The following is a 21,336-nucleotide window of genomic DNA, read 5'->3' as shown; positions in this document are numbered from 1 at the left end:
TCCCTACAGCCAGCCCCGCCGCCGGAAATTTCGGTACAGGAAGACCTCCAGCAGCACCATCACCGCCACCACCGCCGGATAGCCCCACACCCAGCGCAGCTCCGGCATGTTCTCGAAGTTCATGCCGTAGATCCCGGCGATCAGCGTCGGCACCGCCGCCATCGCCGCCCAGGACGAGATCTTCCGCATGTCGTCGTTCTGCCGCACGCTCATCTGCGCCAGATGCGCCGAGAGGATGTCGGACACCAGCCGGTCCAGACCCTCCACGGACTCGTTCACCCGGGTCAGATGGTCGTTGACGTCGCGGAAGAACGGCCGCGCCCCCTCGTCCACGAACGGCACCGGCGCGCTGCTCGTGCCCGTGCCCGAGAGCCGGGTGAGCGGCACCGTGAGCGGCACCGTCGCCCGCCGGAACTCGAGGACCTGCCGCTTGAACGTGTAGATCCGGGACGCCGTGTTGCGCGACCCGGCGTCCGACGGCGAGAAGACCTCCGCCTCCAGCTCGTCCAGGTCCGTGCCCAGCTCGGTGGCGACCTCCAGATAGGCGTCCACCGTGGCGTCCATGATCGCGTAGAGCACCCCGGTCGGACCGTGCCGCAGCTTCGCCGGGTCCGACTCCACCCGGCGCCGCACCTCCTCCAGCGGAGCCGCCTTGCCGTGCCGCACCGTCACCACGAACGAGTCGCCGATGAACACCATGACCTCGCCGGTGGTGACCGTGTCCCGCTGCTGCTCGTAGAACACCGGCTTGATCACGACGAACACCGAGTCGTCGTACACCTCCATCTTCGGCCGCTGGTGCGCCTTCAGCGCGTCCTCCACCGCCAGCGGATGCAGCCCGAACGCCTTGCGGACCAGGTCGAACTCCTCCGCCGTGGAGTCGTGCAGCGCGATCCAGACGAACGCGTCGTCCTGCGCCCGCGCCTCCTTCAGTGCCTCGGCCGGGTCCTTGAAGGCTTTGGCGCGGCGTCCGTCACGGTAGATGGCACAGTCGAAGATCACGGGGAGCATTTTCCCGCCCACCGGCGGCTTACGCACGCGGGGTCCCCGAATCGCCTTCCCCGGCCGCCCCGCGCGCCCGCCGGTCTACGCTGGGGCGCATGCCGACCCTGATCCTCGTCCGGCACGGACGCTCCACGGCCAACACCGCGGGCCTGCTCGCCGGATGGACCCCCGGTGTCGCCCTCGACGAGCGCGGCACCGAGCAGGCCGCGGCGCTGCCCGGCCGCCTCGCCGCGCTGCCGCTGCGCGAGGTGGTGGTCAGCCCGCTCCAGCGCTGCCAGGAGACCATGCGGCCGCTCCTCGACGCCCGCCCCGACCTGCCCGTCCACACCGACGAACGCATCGGGGAGTGCCACTACGGCGACTGGTCGGGGCGCAAACTCGCCGAACTGAAGGACGAACCCCTCATGGAGGTCGTCCAGAGCCACCCCTCCGCCGCCGCCTTCCCCGGCGGCGAGTCCATGCGCGCCATGCAGCACCGCGCCGCCGAAGCCGTACGCGAGTGGAACGCGCGCGTGGAGCGCGAGCACGGCGCCGACGCCGTCTACCTCATGTGCTCCCACGGCGACATCATCAAGGCGCTGGTGGCCGACGCGCTCGGACTCCACCTCGACCTGTTCCAGCGGGTCGCCGTCGAACCCTGCTCCGTCACCGCGATCCGCTACACGCGCCTGCGCCCCTACCTGGTGCGCCTCGGCGACACCGGCGACCTTTCGTCGCTGGCCCCGCGCGAAACACCCCCGGAGGACGACGCACCGGTCGGGGGCGGCGCGGGCGCACCGTGATCGCCGCCCGCAGTAGGGTGAGGCCACCCGAACCCACTCGATCCCATGGAGACAGGACGTGTCCCGTCAGGTGTTCCTCTACGACCCGCCGGACCGCTTCGTGGCCGGCACGGTCGGACTGCCCGGACGCCGTACGTTCTTCCTCCAGGCCATCGCGGGCCCCCGGGTGACCAGCGTCGCCCTGGAGAAGACGCAGGTCGCCGCCCTGGCCGAACGGATGGACGAACTGCTCGACGAGGTCGTGCGGCGCAGCGGCGGCAACGCGGCCGTGCCCGCCGTCGCCCCCACCGAGATCGCCGACACCGGCCCGCTGGACACCCCCATCGAGGAGGAGTTCCGCGTCGGCACCATGGCGCTCGCCTGGGACGGCGAGGAACAGCGCATGATCGTCGAGGCGCAGGCGCTCGTCGAACTGGACGCCGAGACCGAGGAGGACCTCGCCCAGGCCGAGGAACGCCTCCTCCAGGACGAGGAGAACGGACCCCCGATGCTGCGGGTCCGGCTCACCGGCGCGCAGGCCCGTGCCTTCGCCAAGCGCGCCCTCGACGTCGTCAACGCCGGGCGGCCGCCGTGCCCGCTGTGCAGCCTCCCGCTCGACCCGGAAGGACACGTATGTCCGCGCCAGAACGGATACCGCCGGGGAGCGTGACCGCCACCGACGCGGACCTCGCGGAGCTGATCGCGCGGGGCGAGCTGACCGTACGCGGCCGGATCCGCGACGCCTCCAACGCCGCCCTGTTCTGCACGGTCGCCCTGGACGGCCGGGAAGCGTCCTGCGTGTACAAGCCCGTCGCCGGGGAGCGCCCGCTGTGGGACTTCCCCGACGGCACCCTGGCGGGCCGCGAGGTCGCCGCCTACGAGGTCTCCGAGGCGACCGGCTGGGGACTCGTGCCGCCCACCGTGCTGCGCGAGGGCCCCTACGGCGAGGGCATGTGCCAGCTCTGGATCGACGTGAGCCCCGAGGCCGAACTCCTCGCCCTGGTCGACGGCGAGGAGCCGGAGCCGGGCTGGAAGGCGGTCGGCTTCGCCGAGGTCGGCGAGGGCCGCACCGCGCTCCTCGTGCACGCCGACGACGTACGGCTGCGCCGCCTCGCCGTCCTGGACGCCGTGATCAACAACGCCGACCGCAAGGGCGGTCACCTCCTGCCCACCGCGACCGGCGCGCTCTACGGCATCGACCACGGCGTCACGTTCCACACCGAGAACAAGCTGCGCACCCTGCTGTGGGGCTGGGCGGGCGAACCGCTGGCCGAGGATGCCGTCTCCGTCCTCGACCGCCTTCAGGACGAGCTGGCCGAGGGCGCGCCCCTGGCCGGGCGCCTCGCCCCGCTGCTCACCCCCGCCGAGATCGAGGCCACCCGCGCCCGCGTCGCCGACCTGCGCGCCTCGGGACGCCACCCGGAACCGTCGGGCGACTGGCCCGCGATCCCCTGGCCACCGGTCTGACGACAACGCCGACATCAGCGGCGTTCTGCCCGGCGACAGCGGTGTCCTGCACGGAATCCGCCGCCGCGCAAGAGCGCCGAACCGGCCATCCGGCCCGATCCGGTTCGTATGCGCCGCTCGCGGGCGGTTAGTCTCATGTACATGCATGCCTGGCCCGCTTCCGAGGTCCCCGCCCTGCCCGGTCAGGGCCGCGACCTGAGGATTCACGACACCGCGACCGGCGGTCCGGTCACCCTGGACCCCGGTCCTGTCGCCCGGATCTACGTCTGCGGCATCACGCCGTACGACGCGACCCACATGGGTCACGCGGCGACCTACAACGCGTTCGACCTCGTGCAGCGCGTGTGGCTCGACACCAAGCGGCAGGTCCACTACGTCCAGAACGTCACCGACGTCGACGACCCGCTCCTGGAGCGGGCCGACCGGGACGGCGTCGACTGGGTCGCCCTCGCCGAGAAGGAGACCGCCCTCTTCCGCGAGGACATGACCGCCCTCAGGATGCTGCCCCCGCAGCACTACATAGGCGCCGTCGAGGCCATACCCGGCATCGTCCCCCTCGTGGAGCGGCTGCGTGACCTCGGCGCCGCCTACGAGCTGGACGGCGACATCTACTTCTCCGTCGAGTCCGACCCGCACTTCGGCGGCGTCTCCCACCTCGACTCCGCCGCCATGCGGCTGCTGTCCGCCGAGCGCGGCGGCGACCCCGACCGGCAGGGCAAGAAGAACCCGCTGGACCCGATGCTGTGGCTGGCCGCCCGAGAGGGCGAGCCGAGCTGGGACGGCGGTTCGCTCGGCCGCGGTCGCCCCGGCTGGCACATCGAGTGCGTCGCCATCGCCCTCGACCACCTCGGCATGGGCTTCGACGTCCAGGGCGGCGGCTCCGACCTCGCCTTCCCGCACCACGAGATGGGCGCCTCCCACGCCCAGGTGCTGACCGGCGAGTTCCCCATGGCCAAGGCGTACGTCCACGCGGGCATGGTCGGTCTGGACGGCGAGAAGATGTCGAAGTCGAAGGGCAACCTCGTCTTCGTCTCGCAGCTCCGCCGCGACGGCGTCGACCCCGCCGCCATCCGGCTCGCCCTGCACTCCCACCACTACCGCTCCGACTGGGAGTGGACCGACCAGGTCCTCCAGGACGCCGTGGACCGCCTCGGCCGCTGGCGCGCCGCCGTCTCCCGGCCCGACGGCCCCTCCGCCGACGCGCTGGTGGACGAGGTCCGCGCCGCCCTGGCCGACGACCTCGACGCGCCCGCCGCCCTGGAGGCGGTGGACCGCTGGGCGGCCCGCCAGGAGACCGAGGGCGGCACCGACATCGGCGCGCCCGGTCTGGTCAGCCGTACGGTCGACGCGCTGCTCGGCGTGGCGCTCTGACGCCCGCACGGCTCTGACACCCGCACAACGCGGTGGGGCGGTACCCGATCCGGGTACCGCCCCACCGCGTTCACTCAGTCCTCCGAGCCGTCCGCGTCCTCGCCGCCTTCCGACGCGCCCGGCGCCTCCGGCTTCGGGGGCTTGGGCGGTCGGGTCCGCCCGCTCGGCGTGTCGCGCCGGAACGGTCCGCTGTCCGAGCCGTCCGCCGTGGCGTGTCCGCCGCCCGGTCCGACGTCCCGCCGCCGCAGATAGCGCTCGAACTCACGCGCGATGGCCTCGCCGGACGCCTCCGGCAGCTCGGCGGTGTCCCGCGCCTGCTCCAGCGTCTGCACGTACTCCGAGACCTCGCTGTCCTCGGCCGCGAGCTGATCCACGCCCACCTGCCAGGCACGCGCGTCCTCGGGCAGCTCGCCCTGCGGGATGCGCAGGTCCAGCAGATCCTCCAGACGATTCAGCAGCGCCAGGGTGGCCTTCGGGTTGGGCGGCTGCGACACGTAGTGCGGCACCGCCGCCCACAGCGACACCGCCGGGACCCCGGCGTGCGTGCAGGCTTCCTGGAGGACGCCGACGATGCCCGTCGGGCCCTCGTACTTCGTCTCCTCCAGATCCATCCGGCGCGCCAGGTCCGCGTCCGAGGTCACCCCGCTGACCGGGACCGGCCGGGTGTGCGGGGTGTCGCCGAGCAGCGCGCCCAGGATCACCACCAGCTCCACGCCCAGCTCATGGGCGAAGCCGAGGATCTCGTTGCAGAACGAGCGCCAGCGCATCGACGGCTCGATGCCGCGCACCAGCACCAGGTCACGGGGCTTGTCACCGCCGACCCGGACCACCGAGAGCCGCGTGGTCGGCCAGGTGATCTTGCGTACGCCGCCCTCCATGAAGACCGTGGGCCGGTTGACCTGGAAGTCGTAGTAGTCCTCCGCGTCCAGCGCGGCGAAGACCTCGCCCTTCCACTCGCGTTCCAGATGGCCGACCGCCGTGGAGGCGGCGTCACCGGCATCGTTCCAGCCCTCGAACGCGGCCACCATGACTGGGTCGATCAGCTCGGGAACACCCTCCAGCTCGATCACCCAGTGCCTCCTTCCGACGTGCTCTCGCCTGACCACCCAACCTTACGGCGTCCGGCCGGAGCGCCCGCAGCCCCCTGGACGGGGGGTTGAACGGATCACTGCCCCGATCCCCGGCCCGGAACACCCCGCACGCGCGGCGATCCGGACCGGGGGAGCCGGCGGGCTAGCGCTGGTCGAGCAGACCCTGCACCCCGGCGCGTATCTCGTCGGTGGCCAGACCCCGGATCGTCAGCGTCGTACGGCGGCGCAGCACGTCGTCCGGCGTCTCCGCCCACTCGTGGTCACGCGCCCACACCACCTGCGCCCAGATCTCCGGCGCGTCGGGGTGGACACGCTCGGCCAGCTCCGGGTGCTCGTTGGCCAGGCGCGCGATGTCGAAGGCGAGCGAGCCGTAGTGCGTGGCCAGATGCCGGGCGGTGTCGGCGCCCATGCGCGGACCCGGCGCCGGACGGTCCACCAGGAGCCGGTGAGCGACCGCGCGCGGATTGGCCACACCGGGCAGCGGCAGCCGCTTGGGCAGCGCGGAGACCGGCTCGAAGTCGTCCCCGAGCGGGTGACCCGGCAGCTCCTCCAGCTTCTTCATGACCGTACGGCCGATGTGCCGGAAGGTCGTCCACTTGCCGCCCGCGACGGACAGCATCCCGCCCCGGCCCTCGGTGACCACCGTCTCCCGCTTGGCCTTGGCGGTGTCACCGGGTCCACCGGGCAGCACCCGGAGCCCCGCGAAGGCGTACGTCATCAGCTCCCGCCTGAGCTGGTTGTCCCGGACGGAGAACGCCGCCTCGTCCAGGATCTGCGCGATGTCCTTCTCGGTGACGGACACCTCGCCCGGGTCGCCCTCGTACTCCTCGTCGGTCGTGCCGAGCAGCAGCATGTCCTCCCAGGGGAGGGCGAAGGTGATGCGGTACTTGTCGATGGGCGTCGCCAGCGCCGCCTTCCAGGGCGCCGTGCGCTTGAGCACCAGGTGCGCGCCCTTGGACAGCCGGATCGACGGCGCCGCCTGCGGGTCCTCCAGACGGCGTACGTGGTCGACCCAGGGACCGGTGGCGTTGAGCACCAGCCGGGCGTTCACGCCGAACTCCTCGCCCGACACCCGGTCCCGCAGCTCGGCTCCGGTGACCCGGCCGCGCGTGAAGCGCAGCCCGGTGACCTCGGCGTGGTTGAGGACGACCGCGCCCGCGTCGACCGCCGCGCGGACCGTCATCAGCGCCATGCGCGCGTCGTTCATCTGGTCGTCGCCGTAGACGGCCACGGCCTTCAGGTTCTCGGTGCGCAGCTCGGGCACGTCCCGCGCGGCCCGGGACGGCGAGAGCAGATGCCCCACGCCGTCCCCGAACGCGGAGAGCGCCGAGTACGCGAACACGCCCGCGCCGAGCTTCGCCGCGCCGTGCGGCCCGCCCTTGTACACCGGGAGGTAGAAGGTGAGCGGGTTCGCCAGGTGGGGGGCCACCTGGCGGGAGACCGCACGGCGCTCGAAGTGGTTCTCCGCAACCAGCTTCACCGCGCCGGTCTGCAGGTACCGCAGACCGCCGTGGAGCAGCTTGGAGGAGGCGGAGGAGGTGGCACCGGCGAAGTCACCGGCGTCGACCAGCGCCACCCTGAGCCCGGACTGCGCGGCGTGCCAGGCGGTGGAGATGCCGAGGATGCCGCCGCCGATCACCAGGAGGTCGTAGGACGCCCTGGCGAGCTGCTCCCTGGTCTCGGCCCGGCTCGGGTTGGACCCGGAGGCGGGGCGCGTGCCCAGGGTGGGTACGGGCGGCAGGGTGGTGGGACTGGTCATGTCGGGTACTTCACTCCTCGTCAGAGCCGGATGGGCGGTCCTTGCCGCCCGCTCAGCTCTCGTCCTCGAGCCAGCCCATGGTCCGCTCGACGGCCTTGAGCCAGCTCTTGTACTCACGGTCGCGGGTCTCCGCGTCCATGCGGGGGGTCCACTCGGCGGCCCGGCGCCAGTTGGCGCGCAGCTCGTCGGTGCTGGACCAGAAGCCGACGGCGAGGCCGGCGGCGTAGGCGGCACCGAGACACGTGGTCTCGGCGACCATGGGGCGCACCACGGGGGCGTCGAGCACGTCCGCGAGCTGCTGCATCAGCAGGTTGTTCGCGGTCATGCCGCCGTCGACCTTCAGCGTGGTCAGTTCCACGCCGGAGTCCTTGGTCATGGCGTCCGCGATCTCCCGCGTCTGCCAGGCCGTGGCCTCCAGGACGGCGCGCGCGAGGTGCGCCTTGGTGACGTACCGGGTCAGACCCGCGATCACACCGCGCGCGTCGGAGCGCCAGTGCGGGGCGAACAGGCCGGAGAAGGCCGGTACGAAGTAGGCGCCGCCGTTGTCCTCGACCGAGAGCGCGAGGGTCTCGATCTCGGCGGCGGTGGAGATGAGGCCCATCTGGTCGCGCATCCACTGCACCAGCGAGCCGGTGACGGCGATGGAGCCCTCCAGGGCGTACACCGTCGGCTTGTCACCGATCTTGTAGCCGACCGTGGTCAGCAGACCGGCGTAGGAGTTGATGATCTGCTCACCGGTGTTCATCACCATGAAGGTGCCGGTGCCGTAGGTGGACTTGGTCTCGCCCTCGGAGAAGCAGGTCTGGCCGAACAGGGCCGCCTGCTGGTCGCCGAGCGCGGAGGCCACCGGGATGCCGCCGAGCAGCTCGCCGAGGCTGCCGCCGGTGATGTCGCCGTAGACCTCGGCGGAGGAGCGGATCTCGGGCAGCATCTGCTGCGGGACGCCGATGGACTCGCAGATCTTCTCGTCCCACTGCATCGTGTGCAGGTTCATCAGCAGGGTGCGGGAGGCGTTGGTGACGTCGGTGACGTGCTTGCCGCCGTCGACGCCGCCGGTCAGGTTCCAGATGACCCAACTGTCCATGGTGCCGAAGAGGATGTCGCCCGCCTCGGCGCGCTCGCGCAGACCCTCGACGTTGTCCAGCAGCCAGCGGGCCTTGGGCCCGGCGAAGTACGAGGCCAGCGGCAGCCCGGTCTGGCGGCGGAAGCGGTCCTGGCCGACGTTGCGGCCCAGCTCCCGGCAGAGGGCGTCGGTGCGGGTGTCCTGCCAGACGATGGCGTTGTGGACGGGCTCACCGGTGTTCTTGTCCCACAGCACGGTCGTCTCGCGCTGGTTGGTGATGCCGATGGCCTTGATGTCGTCGCGGGTGATGCCGGCCTTCTCGACGGCTCCGGCGACGACCTCCTGGACGTTGGTCCAGATCTCGTTCGCGTCGTGCTCGACCCAGCCCGGCTTGGGGAAGATCTGCTCGTGCTCCTTCTGGTCGACGGAGACGATGCGGCCGTCCCGGTCGAAGACGATGCAGCGCGAGGAGGTCGTGCCCTGGTCGATCGCCGCGATGAACGGTCCTGCGGTGTGGGCGTCGGTCACTGTGTGCTCCTGGGAGATCCGAGGTGAGGGTGCGGTGCGTGCGGTGTGTACGGCGCGTACTCGAATGATCGGCTCTTTTGCGGCAAATCGTTACTCATCAAGCAAAAGCGACGTTGTAGATGCCCGCAGCGATCGCGCCGCCGATCAGTGGACCGACGACCGGAATCCACGCGTAGCTCCAGTCCGAGCCGCCCTTGTTCGGCAGCGGCAGCAGGGCGTGCACGATGCGCGGGCCCAGGTCGCGGGCCGGGTTGATCGCGTACCCCGTCGGGCCGCCGAGCGAGAGGCCGATACCGACGACCACCAGCGCGGTGATCAGGGCGCCCAGGACGCCCAGACCGTTGCCCTTGTCGTTCAGGCCCTGGGTGAGCACCGCCAGGACCAGCACCAGCGTGCCGATGATCTCCGTGAGGAGGTTCTGCACCGCGTTCCGGATCTCCGGACCGGTGGAGAAGATGCCCAGGACCGGGCCCGCGGCGGCTTCCTCGGCCTCGACCGCCTTGACCGTGTCCTGCGCGCCCGGACCGCCGACGATCTCCCGGTCGGTGAGGTGGGCGTGGAACTGGCCGTAGTAGGCCACCCAGACCAGCGTGGCGCCGATCATCGCGCCGAGGAGCTGACCGCCCCAGTACTCCGGGAGGGTGCTGAAGTCGTGGTCCTTGATGGCGAGCGCCAGCGTCACGGCCGGGTTCAGATGCGCGCCGGAGAGCGGCGCGGAGGTGTAGACCGCCGTCAGAACGGCGAAACCCCACCCGAAGGCGATGGCGAGCCAGCCGGCGCCCCGCGCCTTGGAGGCCTTCAGCGTCACGGCGGCACACACACCGCCGCCGAGCAGGATGAGTATGGCGGTACCGATGGTCTCGCCGATGAAGATGTCGGAGCTGGACACCCGCGACTCCTTTGTCCTTCGTCCAGGGAATGCCGAACCCCGCGTCCCTTCGGGGGTTCTCGTGCCCTCGGGGGTGAGAGCGGTGTCGGTCCTGGGCGCTGTCACACCCTAACGTGCATTACCGGTAAGTGTTCGACAATGCCGACCGATGGACGGGAGTCTCGCTTTGGGGTCGTCCATGCGTCAAGGGTTCTGTAATCGAAAACGCGATCGTTACTGATCGGCGGGGGCTATCGCCCGGCGTGGCACGAGGGGCGCGTGGGGCGTCAGGGGCGGCGCAAGGTGTGACGGGCGCGCCACGGCGGGCGCGGTGCGTGCAGGGCGCGCGGGGCATGAGGGGCGTGCGGGCGAGCGCGGGCACGCGTACGACCGCCCCGGCGCGACGGCCCGGGCGGGGGAGTGCGGGCAAGGGCCGGCGGAGACCCGGCGGGACCCGCCTCAGAAGCGGGCCGCGCCCAGGTCCCGGGAGACCGCGCGGGCGCAGTCCCGCACCGCCGCGATCAGCTCCGGGCGGAGTTCGCCCTCGCGGCCAAGACGCTCCACGGCGCCGGTGATGCCGACCGCGCCCACCGGCATGCGGCGGCGGTCGTGGATGGGGGCGGCGATGGACGCCATGCCCTCCCAGGTCTCCTCCACGTCGGCGGCGTACCCCCGCGCGCGGGTGAGGTCGAGGATGTGCTCGAAGTCCTCGGGACCGCACACCGTACGGTCGGTGAACGCCTTGCGCGGGGCTTCCAGCGCCTCGCTGTGGGCCACCGGGTCGTACGCGGCGAGCACCTTGCCGAGCGCCGTCGAGTGCAGCGGCTGCATGGCGCCGATCTCCAGCACCTGCCGGCTGTCGTCCGGACGGAAGACGTGGTGCACGATCAGCACGCCCTGCTGGTGCAGCACCCCCAGGTGCACGCTCTCGCCGCTGGAGCGGGCCAGGTCGTCGGTCCACACCAGTGCCCGTGCCCGCAGTTCGTGCACGTCCAGATAGGTGGTGCCCAGGCGCAGCAGCTCCGCGCCGAGCTGATAGCGCCCGGACGCCTCGTCCTGCTCGACGAAGCCCTCGTGCTGGAGGGTGCGCAGGATGCCGTGCGCCGTGCCCTTGGCGAGGCCCAGCGACGAGGCGATGTCCGACAGTCCGAGCCGTCGCTCGCCGCCCGCGAGCAGGCGCAGCATCGCGGCCGCCCGTTCGAGCGACTGGATGTTCCGTGCCATCGCCGTCCTACCTCCGTCCGCCGGCCGCCATCGAAAGACACCTCAGGCATCGTTCGACAATGCCGAACACTACCGGTCCATGCCGACCTCCCGCCAATGACCGCGCCGTACCGGCACGGCGCGCGGACCCGGCCGCGCTTCCCCAAGGGGCCGGTTCCGCCGTCCGCGTCCGTGTGGTGGACGCCGGTGCCCATCCAAGCCCACCGCCGGTTAGTCTGACGCCGTGCCCCTCGCCCGGCTCGCCGGGGCAGGGCGCATAGCCGACAGCCGTCGCATCCCAGGGAGCCCCTTCATGGCCTCGTCGCCGACGTCCCCCCACGCCGACCTCCGGACCCGTGTGTCCGCGCTCCGAGAGGCACTCGCCGCCCGCGTGGTGGTCGCCGACGGAGCGATGGGCACCATGCTCCAGGCCCAGGAGCCCACGCTCGACGACTTCCAGCAGCTCGAAGGCTGCAACGAGATCCTCAATCTCACCCGCCCCGACATCGTCCGTTCGGTCCACGACGCCTACTTCGCCGTCGGCGTCGACTGCGTCGAGACCAACACCTTCGGCGCCAACCACTCCGCCCTCGGCGAGTACGACATCCCCGAGCGCGTCCACGAACTGTCCGAGTCCGGCGCCCGCGTCGCCCGCGAGGTCGCCGACGAGTACACCGCGCGCGACGGCCGCCCCCGCTGGGTCCTCGGCTCCATCGGACCCGGCACCAAGCTGCCCACCCTCGGACACGCCCCGTACACCACCCTGCGCGACGCCTACCAGCGCAACGCCGAGGGACTGGTCACCGGCGGTGCCGACGCCCTGCTGATCGAGACCACCCAGGACCTGCTCCAGACCAAGGCCGCCGTCCTCGGCGCCCGCCGCGGTCTGGACGCCCTCGGTCTCGACCTGCCCGTCATCGTCTCGGTCACCGTCGAGACCACCGGCACCATGCTGCTGGGCTCCGAGATCGGCGCCGCGCTCACCGCGCTCGAACCGCTCGGCATCGACATGATCGGCCTGAACTGCGCCACCGGTCCCGCCGAGATGAGCGAGCACCTGCGCCACCTCGCGCGCAACGCCCGCATCCCGCTGTCCTGCATGCCCAACGCCGGTCTGCCCGTCCTCGGCAAGGACGGCGCCCACTACCCGCTGACCGCGCCGGAGCTGGCCGACGCCCAGGAGACCTTCGTCCGCGAGTACGGTCTGTCGCTGGTCGGCGGCTGCTGCGGCACCACCCCGGAGCATCTGCGTCAGGTCGTGGAGCGGGTGCGGGATCTGACGCCGGGGGAGCGCAGCCCGCGCCCCGAGCCGGGTGCCGCCTCGCTCTACCAGTCGGTGCCGTTCCGTCAGGACACCTCCTACCTGGCCATCGGTGAGCGCACCAATGCCAACGGCTCCAAGAAGTTCCGCGAGGCCATGCTGGAGGGCCGCTGGGACGACTGCGTGGAGATGGCGCGCGAGCAGATCCGCGAGGGCGCGCACATGCTCGACCTGTGCGTGGACTACGTCGGGCGCGACGGCGTCACCGACATGGCCGAGCTGGCCGGACGCTTCGCCACCGCCTCCACCCTGCCGATCGTCCTGGACTCCACCGAGGTGGACGTCCTCCAGGCGGGTCTGGAGAAGCTCGGCGGGCGCGCGGTCATCAACTCCGTCAACTACGAGGACGGCGACGGTCCCGACTCCCGCTTCGCCAAGGTCACCGGGCTGGCCCGGGAGCACGGCGCGGCGTTGATCGCGCTGACCATCGACGAGGAGGGCCAGGCACGGACCCCCGAGAAGAAGGTGGAGATCGCCGAACGGCTCATCGACGACCTCACCGGGAACTGGGGCATCCGTGAGGAGGACATCCTCGTGGACTGTCTGACCTTCACCATCTGCACCGGCCAGGAGGAGTCCCGGGGGGACGGCATCGCCACCATCGAGGCGATCCGCGAGCTGAAGCGGCGTCACCCGGACGTGCAGACCACGCTCGGTCTGTCCAACATCTCCTTCGGTCTCAACCCCGCCGCCCGCATCCTGCTCAACTCCGTGTTCCTGGACGAGTGCGTCAAGGCGGGACTGGACTCGGCCATCGTGCACGCCTCCAAGATCCTGCCCCTCGCCCGCTTCAGCGAGGAAGAGGTGCGCACGGCACTCGACCTCATCCACGACCGCCGCGCCGAGGGCTACGACCCCCTGCAGAAGCTGATGGCGCTGTTCGAGGGCGCCACCGCCAAGTCCCTCAAGGCCGGCAAGGCCGAGGAACTGGCCGCCCTGCCGCTGGACGAGCGCCTCAAGCGCCGCATCATCGACGGCGAACGCAACGGTCTGGAAGCCGACCTCGACGCCGCACTCCAGGACCGCCCCGCCCTCGACATCGTCAACGACACCCTCCTGGACGGCATGAAGGTGGTCGGCGAGCTGTTCGGCTCCGGCCAGATGCAGTTGCCGTTCGTCCTCCAGTCCGCCGAGGTCATGAAGACCGCGGTGGCGCATCTGGAGCCGCACATGGAGAAGTCCGACGCCGAGGGCAAGGGCACCATCGTGCTGGCCACCGTCCGCGGCGACGTCCACGACATCGGCAAGAACCTCGTCGACATCATCCTGTCCAACAACGGCTACAACGTCGTCAACCTCGGCATCAAGCAGCCCGTCTCCGCGATCCTGGACGCCGCCGAGGAACACCGCGCCGACGTCATCGGCATGTCCGGTCTCCTGGTCAAGTCCACCGTGATCATGAAGGAGAACCTGGAGGAGCTGAACCAGCGCGGACTCGCCGCCGACTACCCCGTCATCCTCGGCGGCGCCGCCCTCACCCGCGCCTACGTCGAACAGGACCTCCACGAGATCTACGAGGGCGAGGTCCGCTACGCCCGCGACGCCTTCGAGGGACTGCGCCTCATGGACGCCCTCATCGGCGTCAAGCGCGGCGTCCCCGGCGCCAAACTGCCCGAACTCAAGCAGCGACGGGTGCGCCCGGCAGCCGTAGAGGTCGAGGAACGGCCCGAGGAGGGCCACGTCCGCTCCGACGTCGCCACCGACAACCCCGTCCCCACCCCGCCCTTCTGGGGCACCCGCGTCGTCAAGGGCATCCAGCTCAAGGAGTACGCCTCCTGGCTCGACGAGGGCGCGCTGTTCAAGGGCCAGTGGGGCCTCAAGCAGGCGCGCGCCGGAGACGGTCCGACCTACGAGGAACTGGTGGAGACCGAGGGCCGCCCCCGGCTGCGCGGACTGCTCGACCGGCTCCAGACCGAGAACCTGCTCGAAGCAGCCGTCGTCTACGGCTACTTCCCCTGCGTCTCCAAGGACGACGACCTCATCATCCTGGACGAGGGCGGCAACGAGCGCACCCGCTTCACCTTCCCGCGCCAGCGCCGGGGGCGCCGCCTGTGCCTCGCCGACTTCTTCCGCCCGGAGGAGTCGGGGGAGACGGACGTCGTCGGACTCCAGGTCGTCACCGTCGGCTCCCGCATCGGCGAGGAGACCGCCCGCCTCTTCGCCGCCGACGCCTACCGCGAGTACCTCGAACTCCACGGACTGTCCGTGCAGTTGGCCGAGGCGCTGGCCGAGTACTGGCACGCCCGCGTGCGTTCGGAGCTGGGCTTCGCCGGGGAGGACCCCAGCGAGATCGAAGACATGTTCGCCCTCAAGTACCGGGGCGCCCGCTTCTCCCTCGGCTACGGCGCCTGCCCCGACCTCGCGGACCGCGCCAAGATCGCCACGCTCCTGGAACCCGAGCGCATCGGCGTCCACCTGAGCGAGGAGTTCCAGCTCCACCCCGAGCAGTCCACGGACGCCATCGTGATCCACCACCCCGAGGCGAAGTACTTCAACGCACGCTGACGAACGCGGCGCGCCGGGCCCGCCACAGGGCTCGGCACGGCAGGCACCGGGCGCGTCGAGGGCACGCCGGAAACCCCCCCTGGCCTGCGGCGCAGGCTTATCCGGTGTACCCCGGCGCGCCCCGGATAAACGAGGCGATTCGCCGCGCGGAGTCGTACACTGGTCGGTCCATCGCAGGCCGGCTCCCTGTCCGGGAGCCGGCCTGGTCGTCCCTCAAGGAGGTGCGCCCGGATGACCAGTACGGTCCCCGCGCCCGGACCCGCTCGGGCAACGCAGACCACCACGGCCGAGGATTTCGCCCTGCAGGCGGTCCTGCTGGACATGGACGGCACCCTGGTGGACACGGAGGGCTTCTGGTGGGACGTGGAGGTCGAGGTCTTCGCCGCCCTCGGTCACGCCCTCGACGAGTCCTGGCGGCACGTCGTCGTCGGCGGTCCCATGACCCGCAGCGCCGGTTTCCTCATCGAGGCCACCGGAGCCGACATCACCCTCGAAGAGATCTCCGTCCTGCTCAACGACGGTTTCGAGCGGCGCATCGGCCGCGCCCTGCCGCTCATGCCCGGCGCCGCCGACCTCCTCGCCGAACTCCACCGGCACCGGGTCCCGACCGCCCTGGTCTCCGCCTCCCACCGGCGCATCATCGACCGTGTGCTGACCGTCCTCGGCCCGCACCACTTCACCCTGTCCATCGGCGGCGACGAGGTCTCCCGCACCAAGCCGCACCCCGACCCCTACCTCCTCGCCGCCGCCGGACTCGGCGCCGACCCGGCCCGCTGCGCGGTCGTCGAGGACACCGCGACCGGCGTCGCCGCCGCCGAGGCGGCCGGCTGCCATGTCGTCGCCGTGCCCTCCATCGCCCCCATCGTCCCCGCCCACCGGCGCACCGTCGTCACGTCCCTGGAGGACGTCGACCTGGCCTTCCTGCGCGGGCTGCTGGCGGGCAGTCGGTGACGGGCGCCCGGGACGCCCCGATCGTCACTCAGCGAATTCCGTTCCCGGCCACCGGAGTTGAATTGTGAGGTTCGCCACTCCGTAAGGTCTGGACAGCGCGGGAGTCCTGTGCCGACCACCCCGAAAGCGGGGTGGTCGGCCGGTCTTTGTGTCCCAGTTGATGATCCGTTGCACCAATCCTGCCGCTGTCGGTTTTTCGGTGCGTCCACACCCGGTTTCACTGCGTGATGAGCCCTCAACTCGGGCACCCGTCGGCCCGTCGGCGGGCGCGGACTAATGTCGTCGCGACAACATCGCAGCAACTCCCGTGAACCGCCGCGCCACCCCTCGTCGCCGGGTCCACGGAACCGAACGCTCTGGAGAAAAGTCCCGCATGAACCGCAAGACTCTGGTGCTGCCGGCAGTGGCCGGCCTGCTTACGCCGGTGCTCGCCGCGTGCGGTGGATCGGACAGCGGGAGCCAGGGCGGCAAGCCCATTGTCGTCGGTACCACGGACCAGTTCACGGCCACCTCGGACGCCCCCGCGCCGCTCGACCCCGCCTACGCGTACGACGTCGGCACCTGGAACGTCCTCCGCCAGACCGTGCAGACCCTCATGACCCAGCCCAAGGGCGAGGGCAACCCCGTCCCGGAGGCGGCCGAGAGCTGCGGCTTCACCGACTCCGGCAACGAGCGCTACGCCTGCAAGCTGCGCGACGGCCTGAAGTTCGCCAACGGCGACGCCGTCACCGCCGCGGACGTGAAGTTCTCGATCGACCGCGCCATCCACCTCAAGGCGGACAGTGGCGTCTCCGCCCTGCTCAACACCATCGACACGGTGGAGACCCAGGGCGACCGCGAGGTCATCTTCCACCTGAAGACCGCCGACGCGACCTTCCCGTACAAGCTCTCCACCCCCGTCGCGGGCATCGTCGACCCGAAGATCTACTCGGCCGACAAGCTGCGCAACGGCTTCCAGGTGGACGGCTCCGGCCCGTACACCTTCAAGGCCGAGGTCAAGAACAACGCGGTCGTCAGCGCCACGTACACGAAGAACCCGAACTACAAGGGCAGCACCAAGCTCAACAACGACAAGGTCGAGATCCGGTCCTTCGCCGACGCGCAGGCCATGGGCTCCGCCCTCGACCGCGGCGACATCGACGTCATGACCCGCACCATGACGCCGTCGCAGATCCAGAAGCTGGACTCCGGCTCCGACGAGAACGCCGAGCTGGTCGACATGCCCGGCCTCGAGATCCGCTACCTCGCCTTCAACACCAACGCCACGACCGTCAAGGACAAGGCCGTCCGCCAGGCCATGGCCCAGGTCATCGACCGCGGCGAACTGGTCTCCAAGGTCTACGGCACCCAGGCCGAGCCGCTGTACTCGCTCGTCCCGGCCACCCTCGCGGGCCACTCCAACTCGTTCTTCAACAAGTACGGCGACCCGAGCGTCCCGAAGGCCAAGGACCTCCTCGTCAAGGCCGGCATCACCACGCCGATCAAGCTGACGCTGCACTACACCACCGACCACTACGGCTCGGTGACCAAGCAGGAGTTCGAGATCCTGCAGAAGCAGCTCAACAACAGCGGTCTGTTCGACGTGAGCATCCAGGGCCACCCCTGGGCCACCTTCCGCCCCGCGGAGCAGAAGGGCCAGTACGACGTCTACGGCATGGGCTGGTTCCCCGACTTCCCCGACGCCGACAACTTCGTCGCGCCCTTCCTCGACAAGGACAACTTCCTCGGTTCGCCCTACTCGAACACCACCATCCAGCGCACTCTGATCCCGCAGAGCCGCCGCGAGGCGGACCGGCTGGACGCGGCCAAGACCCTGACGACGATTCAGGACGACGTCGCGGAGGACGTCCCCGTGCTGCCCCTGTGGCAGGGCAAGCAGTACGTTGCCGCGCGGGACGACATCACGGGCGTCTCCTACGCCCTGAACTCCTCCTCGACGCTGCAGCTCTGGGAGCTCGGCCGCGGCGTGAGCGGCTGACGGCTCCCTCCCCGGGGCCGGGACGGCGGTCCCGGGAGGCCCCCGACGAGAAGGCACATGCTGTGAACATGCGCACCCACTGGCCAGTCCTGCCCATCGCGGCAGGGCTGGCCTGCGGCCTTTTGACCGGCTGCGGCACGAACGGCGACGGCTCCGGGACCGAAGGCAACCGCGTGGTGATGGGGATGTCCGACGACGTCCTCGCCACCGACCCGGCCTCCGGCTACGACCCCGGCTCGTGGCTGTTGTTCGACAACGTCTTCCAGTCGCTCCTCGGCTTCCCCAAGGGAGGCACCGAACCCCAGCCCGAACTCGCCAAGTCCTGCGGGTTCAGCGACACCCGCGCCACCGTCTTCAAGTGCGAACTGAAAGACGGCCTGAAGTTCAGCAACGGCGACCCGCTCACCTCCGAGGACGTCAAGTACTCCTTCGACCGGATGCTGAAGATCAACGATCCGGGCGGCCCCGCCGTCATGTTCCCCTCGCTCGGCAAGGTCGAGACCCCCGACGAACACACCGTCGTCTTCCGGCTCACCACCCCCGACGCCACCTTCCCCAGCAAGGTCGCCTCCGGCGCCGGATCCATCGTCGACCACCGCCAGTACCCGGCGGACCGGCTGCGCGCCGACCACAAGGCCATCGGCTCAGGGCCCTACACCCTCGACTCCTTCGACAAGGGCCGGGCGGTCTTCTCCGTCAACCCGCACTACAAGGGCACCGCCGAGGTCAAGAACGCGGGCGTCACCCTCACGTTCTTCCACGGCAACCAGACCGCGCTGAAGAAAGCCCTCCTCGGCGGCTCCGTCGACATCGCCTACCGCGGACTGAGCGCCCGCGACATCGACGACATCGACAAGCAGGACGGCACCAAGGGCATCGACGTCGTCGAGGGCAGCAGCGCCGAGGTCCAGCACCTCGTCTTCAACATGAAGAACCCCGTCGCCGGAAAACTCGGCGTCCGCAAGGCCATGGCCTACCTCATCGACCGCGACGCCCTCATGCGCGACGTCTACAAGAACACCGCCACCCCGCTCTACTCGATCGTCCCGGCCGGCATCCTGGGCCACAACACCGCCTTCTTCGACACCTACGGCGACCACCCCTCCCGCGCCAAGGCCGCCCAGGCCCTGCGCGCCGACGGCATCACCGGCAAGGTCAAGCTCACCCTCTGGTCCACCCCGGTCCGCTACGGCCCCGCCACCGACGCCGAACTCAAGGCGCTCGCCGGTCAGCTCAACGCCAGCGGCCTCTTCGACGCCGACGTCAAGTCCGTCGCCTTCGACCAGTACGAGAAGGACATAGCCGCCGGAAAGTTCGGCGTCTACGTCAAGGGCTGGGTGCCCGACTACCCCGACGCCGACAACTTCACCGCCCCGTTCTTCGGCAAGGGCAACGTCCTCGGCAACCACTACGACAACAGCCGGATCACCCGCACCCTGCTCCCCGCCACCGCCGCCCAGAGCGACCGCGCCGCCACCGACAACTCCTTCGCGGAGCTCCAGGACATCGTCGCCCGGCAGATCCCCGTCCTGCCCGTCTGGCAGGGCAAGCAGTACGCCGTCGTCCGCGACGGGGTCTACGGCCTCGAGTACTGCCTCGACGCCTCGACCGTCTTCCGGTTCTGGGAACTCAGCAAGAGCTGACGCCGTACCGGCACCGGACACGCCAAGGGCGCCCCTCCCTCAGGAAGGGCGCCCTTCGCCGTCGTACCTCACGCGCCGCCCGCTACTGCTGCGCCCCCGGACGCACCAGCCCGCTCTCGTACGCGTACACCGCCGCCTGCACCCGGTCGCGCAGACCCAGCTTCGTCAGCACATGCCCCACATGGGTCTTCACCGTCGTCTCGCTGACGAACAGATCCGCCGCGATCTCCGCGTTCGACAGCCCCCGCGCCACCAGCTTCAGCACCTCGACCTCACGGTCCGTCAGCGTGTGCAGCGTGTCCCGCACCGGCTCCTCGCCCGAGGGCAGATGCGTCGCGTACTTGTCCAGCAGACGGCGCGTGATGCTCGGCGCCAGCATCGCCTCGCCCGCCGCCACCACCCGGATCGCCTGCACCAGCTCGTTCGCCGGGGCGTCCTTCAGCAGAAAGCCGCTCGCCCCCGCCCGCAGCGCCTCCACCACGTACTCGTCCAGATCGAACGTGGTCAGCACCAGCACCTTCGCCGGACCGTCCCGGCCAGGACCGGTGATCTGCCGGGTCGCCTCCACCCCGTCCATCCGGGGCATACGGATGTCCATCAGGACCACATCCGGCTGCAGCGCGCGCACCTGGTCGAGAGCCTGCAGACCGTCCCCGGCCTCACCGACGACCGCGATGTCCGGCTCGGCCTCCAGGATCATCCGGAAGCCCGTACGCAGCAGCGGCTGGTCGTCCACCAGCAGGACACGGATCGCCACGTGACAACTCCTTCGCTAGTCGGACCCCATTCTGCCCAACGCCTCCGCCCCGGACTCCGGCGCCCTCACCGGCAGCGGATACGGCGGGGGAGTACCGCCGAACTCCGGACAGCACGCCTGGTGGTCGCACCAGCCGCACAGCTTCGTCGGACGGGGCCGCCACTCGCCCGTCTCCGTCGCCCGCGAGATCGCCTCCCACAGCGCCAGCAGCCGCCGCTCCATCCGCTCCAGATCCCCCGGCACCGGGTCGTACGTCAGCACGTCCCCGCTGCCCAGATACACGAGCTGGAGCCGCCGGGGCACGACCCGCTTCAGCCGCCACACCACCAGCGCGTAGAACTTCATCTGGAACAGCGCGCTCTCGGCGTACTCCGGGCGGGGCGCCTTGCCCGTCTTGTAGTCGACGATCCGCACCTCACCCGTCGGCGCCACGTCCACCCGGTCGATGATCCCGCGCAGCCGCAGCCCCGACTCCAGCTCCGCCTCCACGAACAGCTCACGCTCGGCGGGCTCAAGACGCGTCGGATCCTCCAGCGTGAACCAGCGCTCCACCAGCCGCTCCGCCTCACCCAGCCAGCGCGCCAGCCGCTCGCCCTCCGGGTCGTCCGCGAACAACTCGCCGATCTCCGGCCGGCTCTCCCGCAGCTTGTCCCACTGCCCGGGCACCAGCGACTTCGCCCGAGGCGCCGTACGCTCCCCCGCCGGGGCGTCGAAGAGCCGCTCCAGGACCGCGTGCACCAGCGTGCCCCGCGTCGCCGCCTCGCTCGGCTTCTCCGGCAGCCGGTCGATCACCCGGAACCGGTACAACAGCGGACACTGCATGAAGTCACTCGCCCGCGACGGCGACAGCGACGAGGGCGCCACCGGAGCACGCCGGGCCACCGCCCCGCCCGCACCGTCCCCGGCCTGCGCCGGTACGGCCACGGACACGGGCGCGCTCGCGGGCACCGTCACGCCCACCGGAGCCGCGCCCTCCACCACGCCCGGCGCCGTCCCCGTGTCCTCACTGCTGCTGTCCATGACCCAAGACCATACGGCCCACCACTGACAGCGACCCACCCCCGA

Annotated in this window: 16 protein-coding genes; 8 read left to right on the top strand and 8 right to left on the bottom strand. The window is 70.8% G+C overall.

The annotated features are described in order from the left end of the window. Positions 1–3 precede the first annotated feature (3 nt). The gene (gene corA / locus IF655_RS18540) at positions 4–1,002 is read right to left on the bottom strand and encodes a magnesium/cobalt transporter CorA (RefSeq protein WP_199585943.1); all 999 of its coding nucleotides are present in this window, start codon (positions 1,000–1,002) and stop codon (positions 4–6) included. 98 nt (positions 1,003–1,100) lie between these two features. On the opposite strand from corA, the gene IF655_RS18535 reads away from it, so the two are divergent. The 4 genes from IF655_RS18535 to mshC all read left to right on the top strand — a co-directional run bounded on the left by IF655_RS18535 (position 1,101) and on the right by mshC (position 4,604). Continuing rightward, positions 1,101–1,787 (top strand): histidine phosphatase family protein, encoded by a 687-nt coding sequence (locus IF655_RS18535; RefSeq protein ID WP_199585941.1) that lies wholly within the window; start codon positions 1,101–1,103, stop codon positions 1,785–1,787. Between the two features lie 58 nt (positions 1,788–1,845). Then, on the top strand, positions 1,846–2,436 hold the full coding sequence (locus tag IF655_RS18530) for a DUF3090 domain-containing protein (protein WP_199585940.1): 591 nt from the start codon (positions 1,846–1,848) through the stop codon (positions 2,434–2,436). After that, positions 2,400–3,233: an SCO1664 family protein gene (locus tag IF655_RS18525; RefSeq protein WP_199585939.1), complete on the top strand. Its 834-nt coding sequence runs from the start codon at positions 2,400–2,402 to the stop codon at positions 3,231–3,233. The genes IF655_RS18530 and IF655_RS18525 overlap by 37 nt, the downstream gene beginning before the upstream one ends. Before the next feature lie 141 nt (positions 3,234–3,374). Then, complete coding sequence (mshC, locus tag IF655_RS18520; RefSeq protein ID WP_199585938.1) at positions 3,375–4,604, top strand: cysteine--1-D-myo-inosityl 2-amino-2-deoxy-alpha-D-glucopyranoside ligase; 1,230 nt, start codon at positions 3,375–3,377, stop codon at positions 4,602–4,604. Positions 4,605–4,678: 74 nt separating this feature from the next. On the opposite strand, the gene IF655_RS18515 is transcribed toward mshC, so the two are convergent. The 5 genes from IF655_RS18515 to IF655_RS18495 all read right to left on the bottom strand — a co-directional run bounded on the left by IF655_RS18515 (position 4,679) and on the right by IF655_RS18495 (position 11,137). Further along, a complete protein-coding gene (locus IF655_RS18515; protein WP_199585937.1) occupies positions 4,679–5,674 on the bottom strand; it encodes a PAC2 family protein in 996 nt (331 codons plus the stop codon). A 163-nt stretch (positions 5,675–5,837) separates the two neighbouring features. After that, positions 5,838–7,454 (bottom strand): glycerol-3-phosphate dehydrogenase/oxidase, encoded by a 1,617-nt coding sequence (locus IF655_RS18510; protein WP_199585936.1) that lies wholly within the window; start codon positions 7,452–7,454, stop codon positions 5,838–5,840. Between the two features lie 52 nt (positions 7,455–7,506). Beyond that, a complete protein-coding gene (glpK, locus tag IF655_RS18505; protein WP_199585935.1) occupies positions 7,507–9,045 on the bottom strand; it encodes a glycerol kinase GlpK in 1,539 nt (512 codons plus the stop codon). Positions 9,046–9,142: 97 nt separating this feature from the next. Further along, entirely contained in the window at positions 9,143–9,934 is a 792-nt protein-coding gene (locus IF655_RS18500) for an MIP/aquaporin family protein (protein WP_199585933.1), read from the bottom strand. Between the two features lie 438 nt (positions 9,935–10,372). Next, positions 10,373–11,137 carry an IclR family transcriptional regulator gene (locus IF655_RS18495; RefSeq protein ID WP_199585931.1) on the bottom strand — a complete coding sequence of 255 codons (765 nt, stop codon included), beginning with the start codon at positions 11,135–11,137 and terminating at the stop codon, positions 10,373–10,375. 292 nt (positions 11,138–11,429) lie between these two features. On the opposite strand from IF655_RS18495, the gene metH reads away from it, so the two are divergent. The 4 genes from metH to IF655_RS18475 all read left to right on the top strand — a co-directional run bounded on the left by metH (position 11,430) and on the right by IF655_RS18475 (position 19,514). Continuing rightward, complete coding sequence (gene metH, locus IF655_RS18490; RefSeq protein WP_199585929.1) at positions 11,430–14,942, top strand: methionine synthase; 3,513 nt, start codon at positions 11,430–11,432, stop codon at positions 14,940–14,942. Between the two features lie 231 nt (positions 14,943–15,173). Further along, entirely contained in the window at positions 15,174–15,893 is a 720-nt protein-coding gene (locus IF655_RS18485) for an HAD family phosphatase (RefSeq protein ID WP_199585927.1), read from the top strand. A gap of 373 nt (positions 15,894–16,266) precedes the next feature. After that, positions 16,267–17,871, top strand: coding sequence for an ABC transporter substrate-binding protein (locus IF655_RS18480; RefSeq protein WP_199585925.1), 1,605 nt, complete (start codon positions 16,267–16,269; stop codon positions 17,869–17,871). A gap of 62 nt (positions 17,872–17,933) precedes the next feature. Beyond that, entirely contained in the window at positions 17,934–19,514 is a 1,581-nt protein-coding gene (locus IF655_RS18475; RefSeq protein ID WP_199585924.1) for an ABC transporter substrate-binding protein, read from the top strand. An 82-nt stretch (positions 19,515–19,596) separates the two neighbouring features. Here the strand turns inward: IF655_RS18475 and IF655_RS18470 are convergent, their stop codons facing one another. Then, positions 19,597–20,271 (bottom strand): response regulator transcription factor, encoded by a 675-nt coding sequence (locus tag IF655_RS18470; RefSeq protein ID WP_199585922.1) that lies wholly within the window; start codon positions 20,269–20,271, stop codon positions 19,597–19,599. A gap of 15 nt (positions 20,272–20,286) precedes the next feature. Next, complete coding sequence (locus IF655_RS18465) at positions 20,287–21,291, bottom strand: RecB family exonuclease (protein ID WP_199585920.1); 1,005 nt, start codon at positions 21,289–21,291, stop codon at positions 20,287–20,289. Between the last annotated feature and the right edge of the window lie 45 nt (positions 21,292–21,336).

Source organism: Streptomyces sp. DSM 110735 (assembly GCF_016482685.1).
Classification (GTDB): Bacteria; Actinomycetota; Actinomycetes; order Streptomycetales; family Streptomycetaceae; genus Streptomyces.
The sequence above is the reverse complement of the archived record's forward strand: the minus strand, read 5'-3'. Positions and strand labels throughout refer to the sequence as shown.

Excerpts from the sequence above, each read along its gene's own strand:
- IF655_RS18535 (WP_199585941.1), top strand. The coding sequence starts at position 1,101 with ATGCCGACCCTGATCCTCGTCCGGCACGGACGCTCCACGGCCAACACC.
- IF655_RS18525 (WP_199585939.1), top strand. The coding sequence starts at position 2,400 with ATGTCCGCGCCAGAACGGATACCGCCGGGGAGCGTGACCGCCACCGAC.
- mshC (WP_199585938.1), top strand. The coding sequence starts at position 3,375 with ATGCATGCCTGGCCCGCTTCCGAGGTCCCCGCCCTGCCCGGTCAGGGC.
- IF655_RS18510 (WP_199585936.1), bottom strand. The coding sequence starts at position 7,454 with ATGACCAGTCCCACCACCCTGCCGCCCGTACCCACCCTGGGCACGCGC.
- IF655_RS18495 (WP_199585931.1), bottom strand. The coding sequence starts at position 11,137 with ATGGCACGGAACATCCAGTCGCTCGAACGGGCGGCCGCGATGCTGCGC.
- metH (WP_199585929.1), top strand. The coding sequence starts at position 11,430 with ATGGCCTCGTCGCCGACGTCCCCCCACGCCGACCTCCGGACCCGTGTG.
- IF655_RS18485 (WP_199585927.1), top strand. The coding sequence starts at position 15,174 with ATGACCAGTACGGTCCCCGCGCCCGGACCCGCTCGGGCAACGCAGACC.
- IF655_RS18480 (WP_199585925.1), top strand. The coding sequence starts at position 16,267 with ATGAACCGCAAGACTCTGGTGCTGCCGGCAGTGGCCGGCCTGCTTACG.
- IF655_RS18465 (WP_199585920.1), bottom strand. The coding sequence starts at position 21,291 with ATGGACAGCAGCAGTGAGGACACGGGGACGGCGCCGGGCGTGGTGGAG.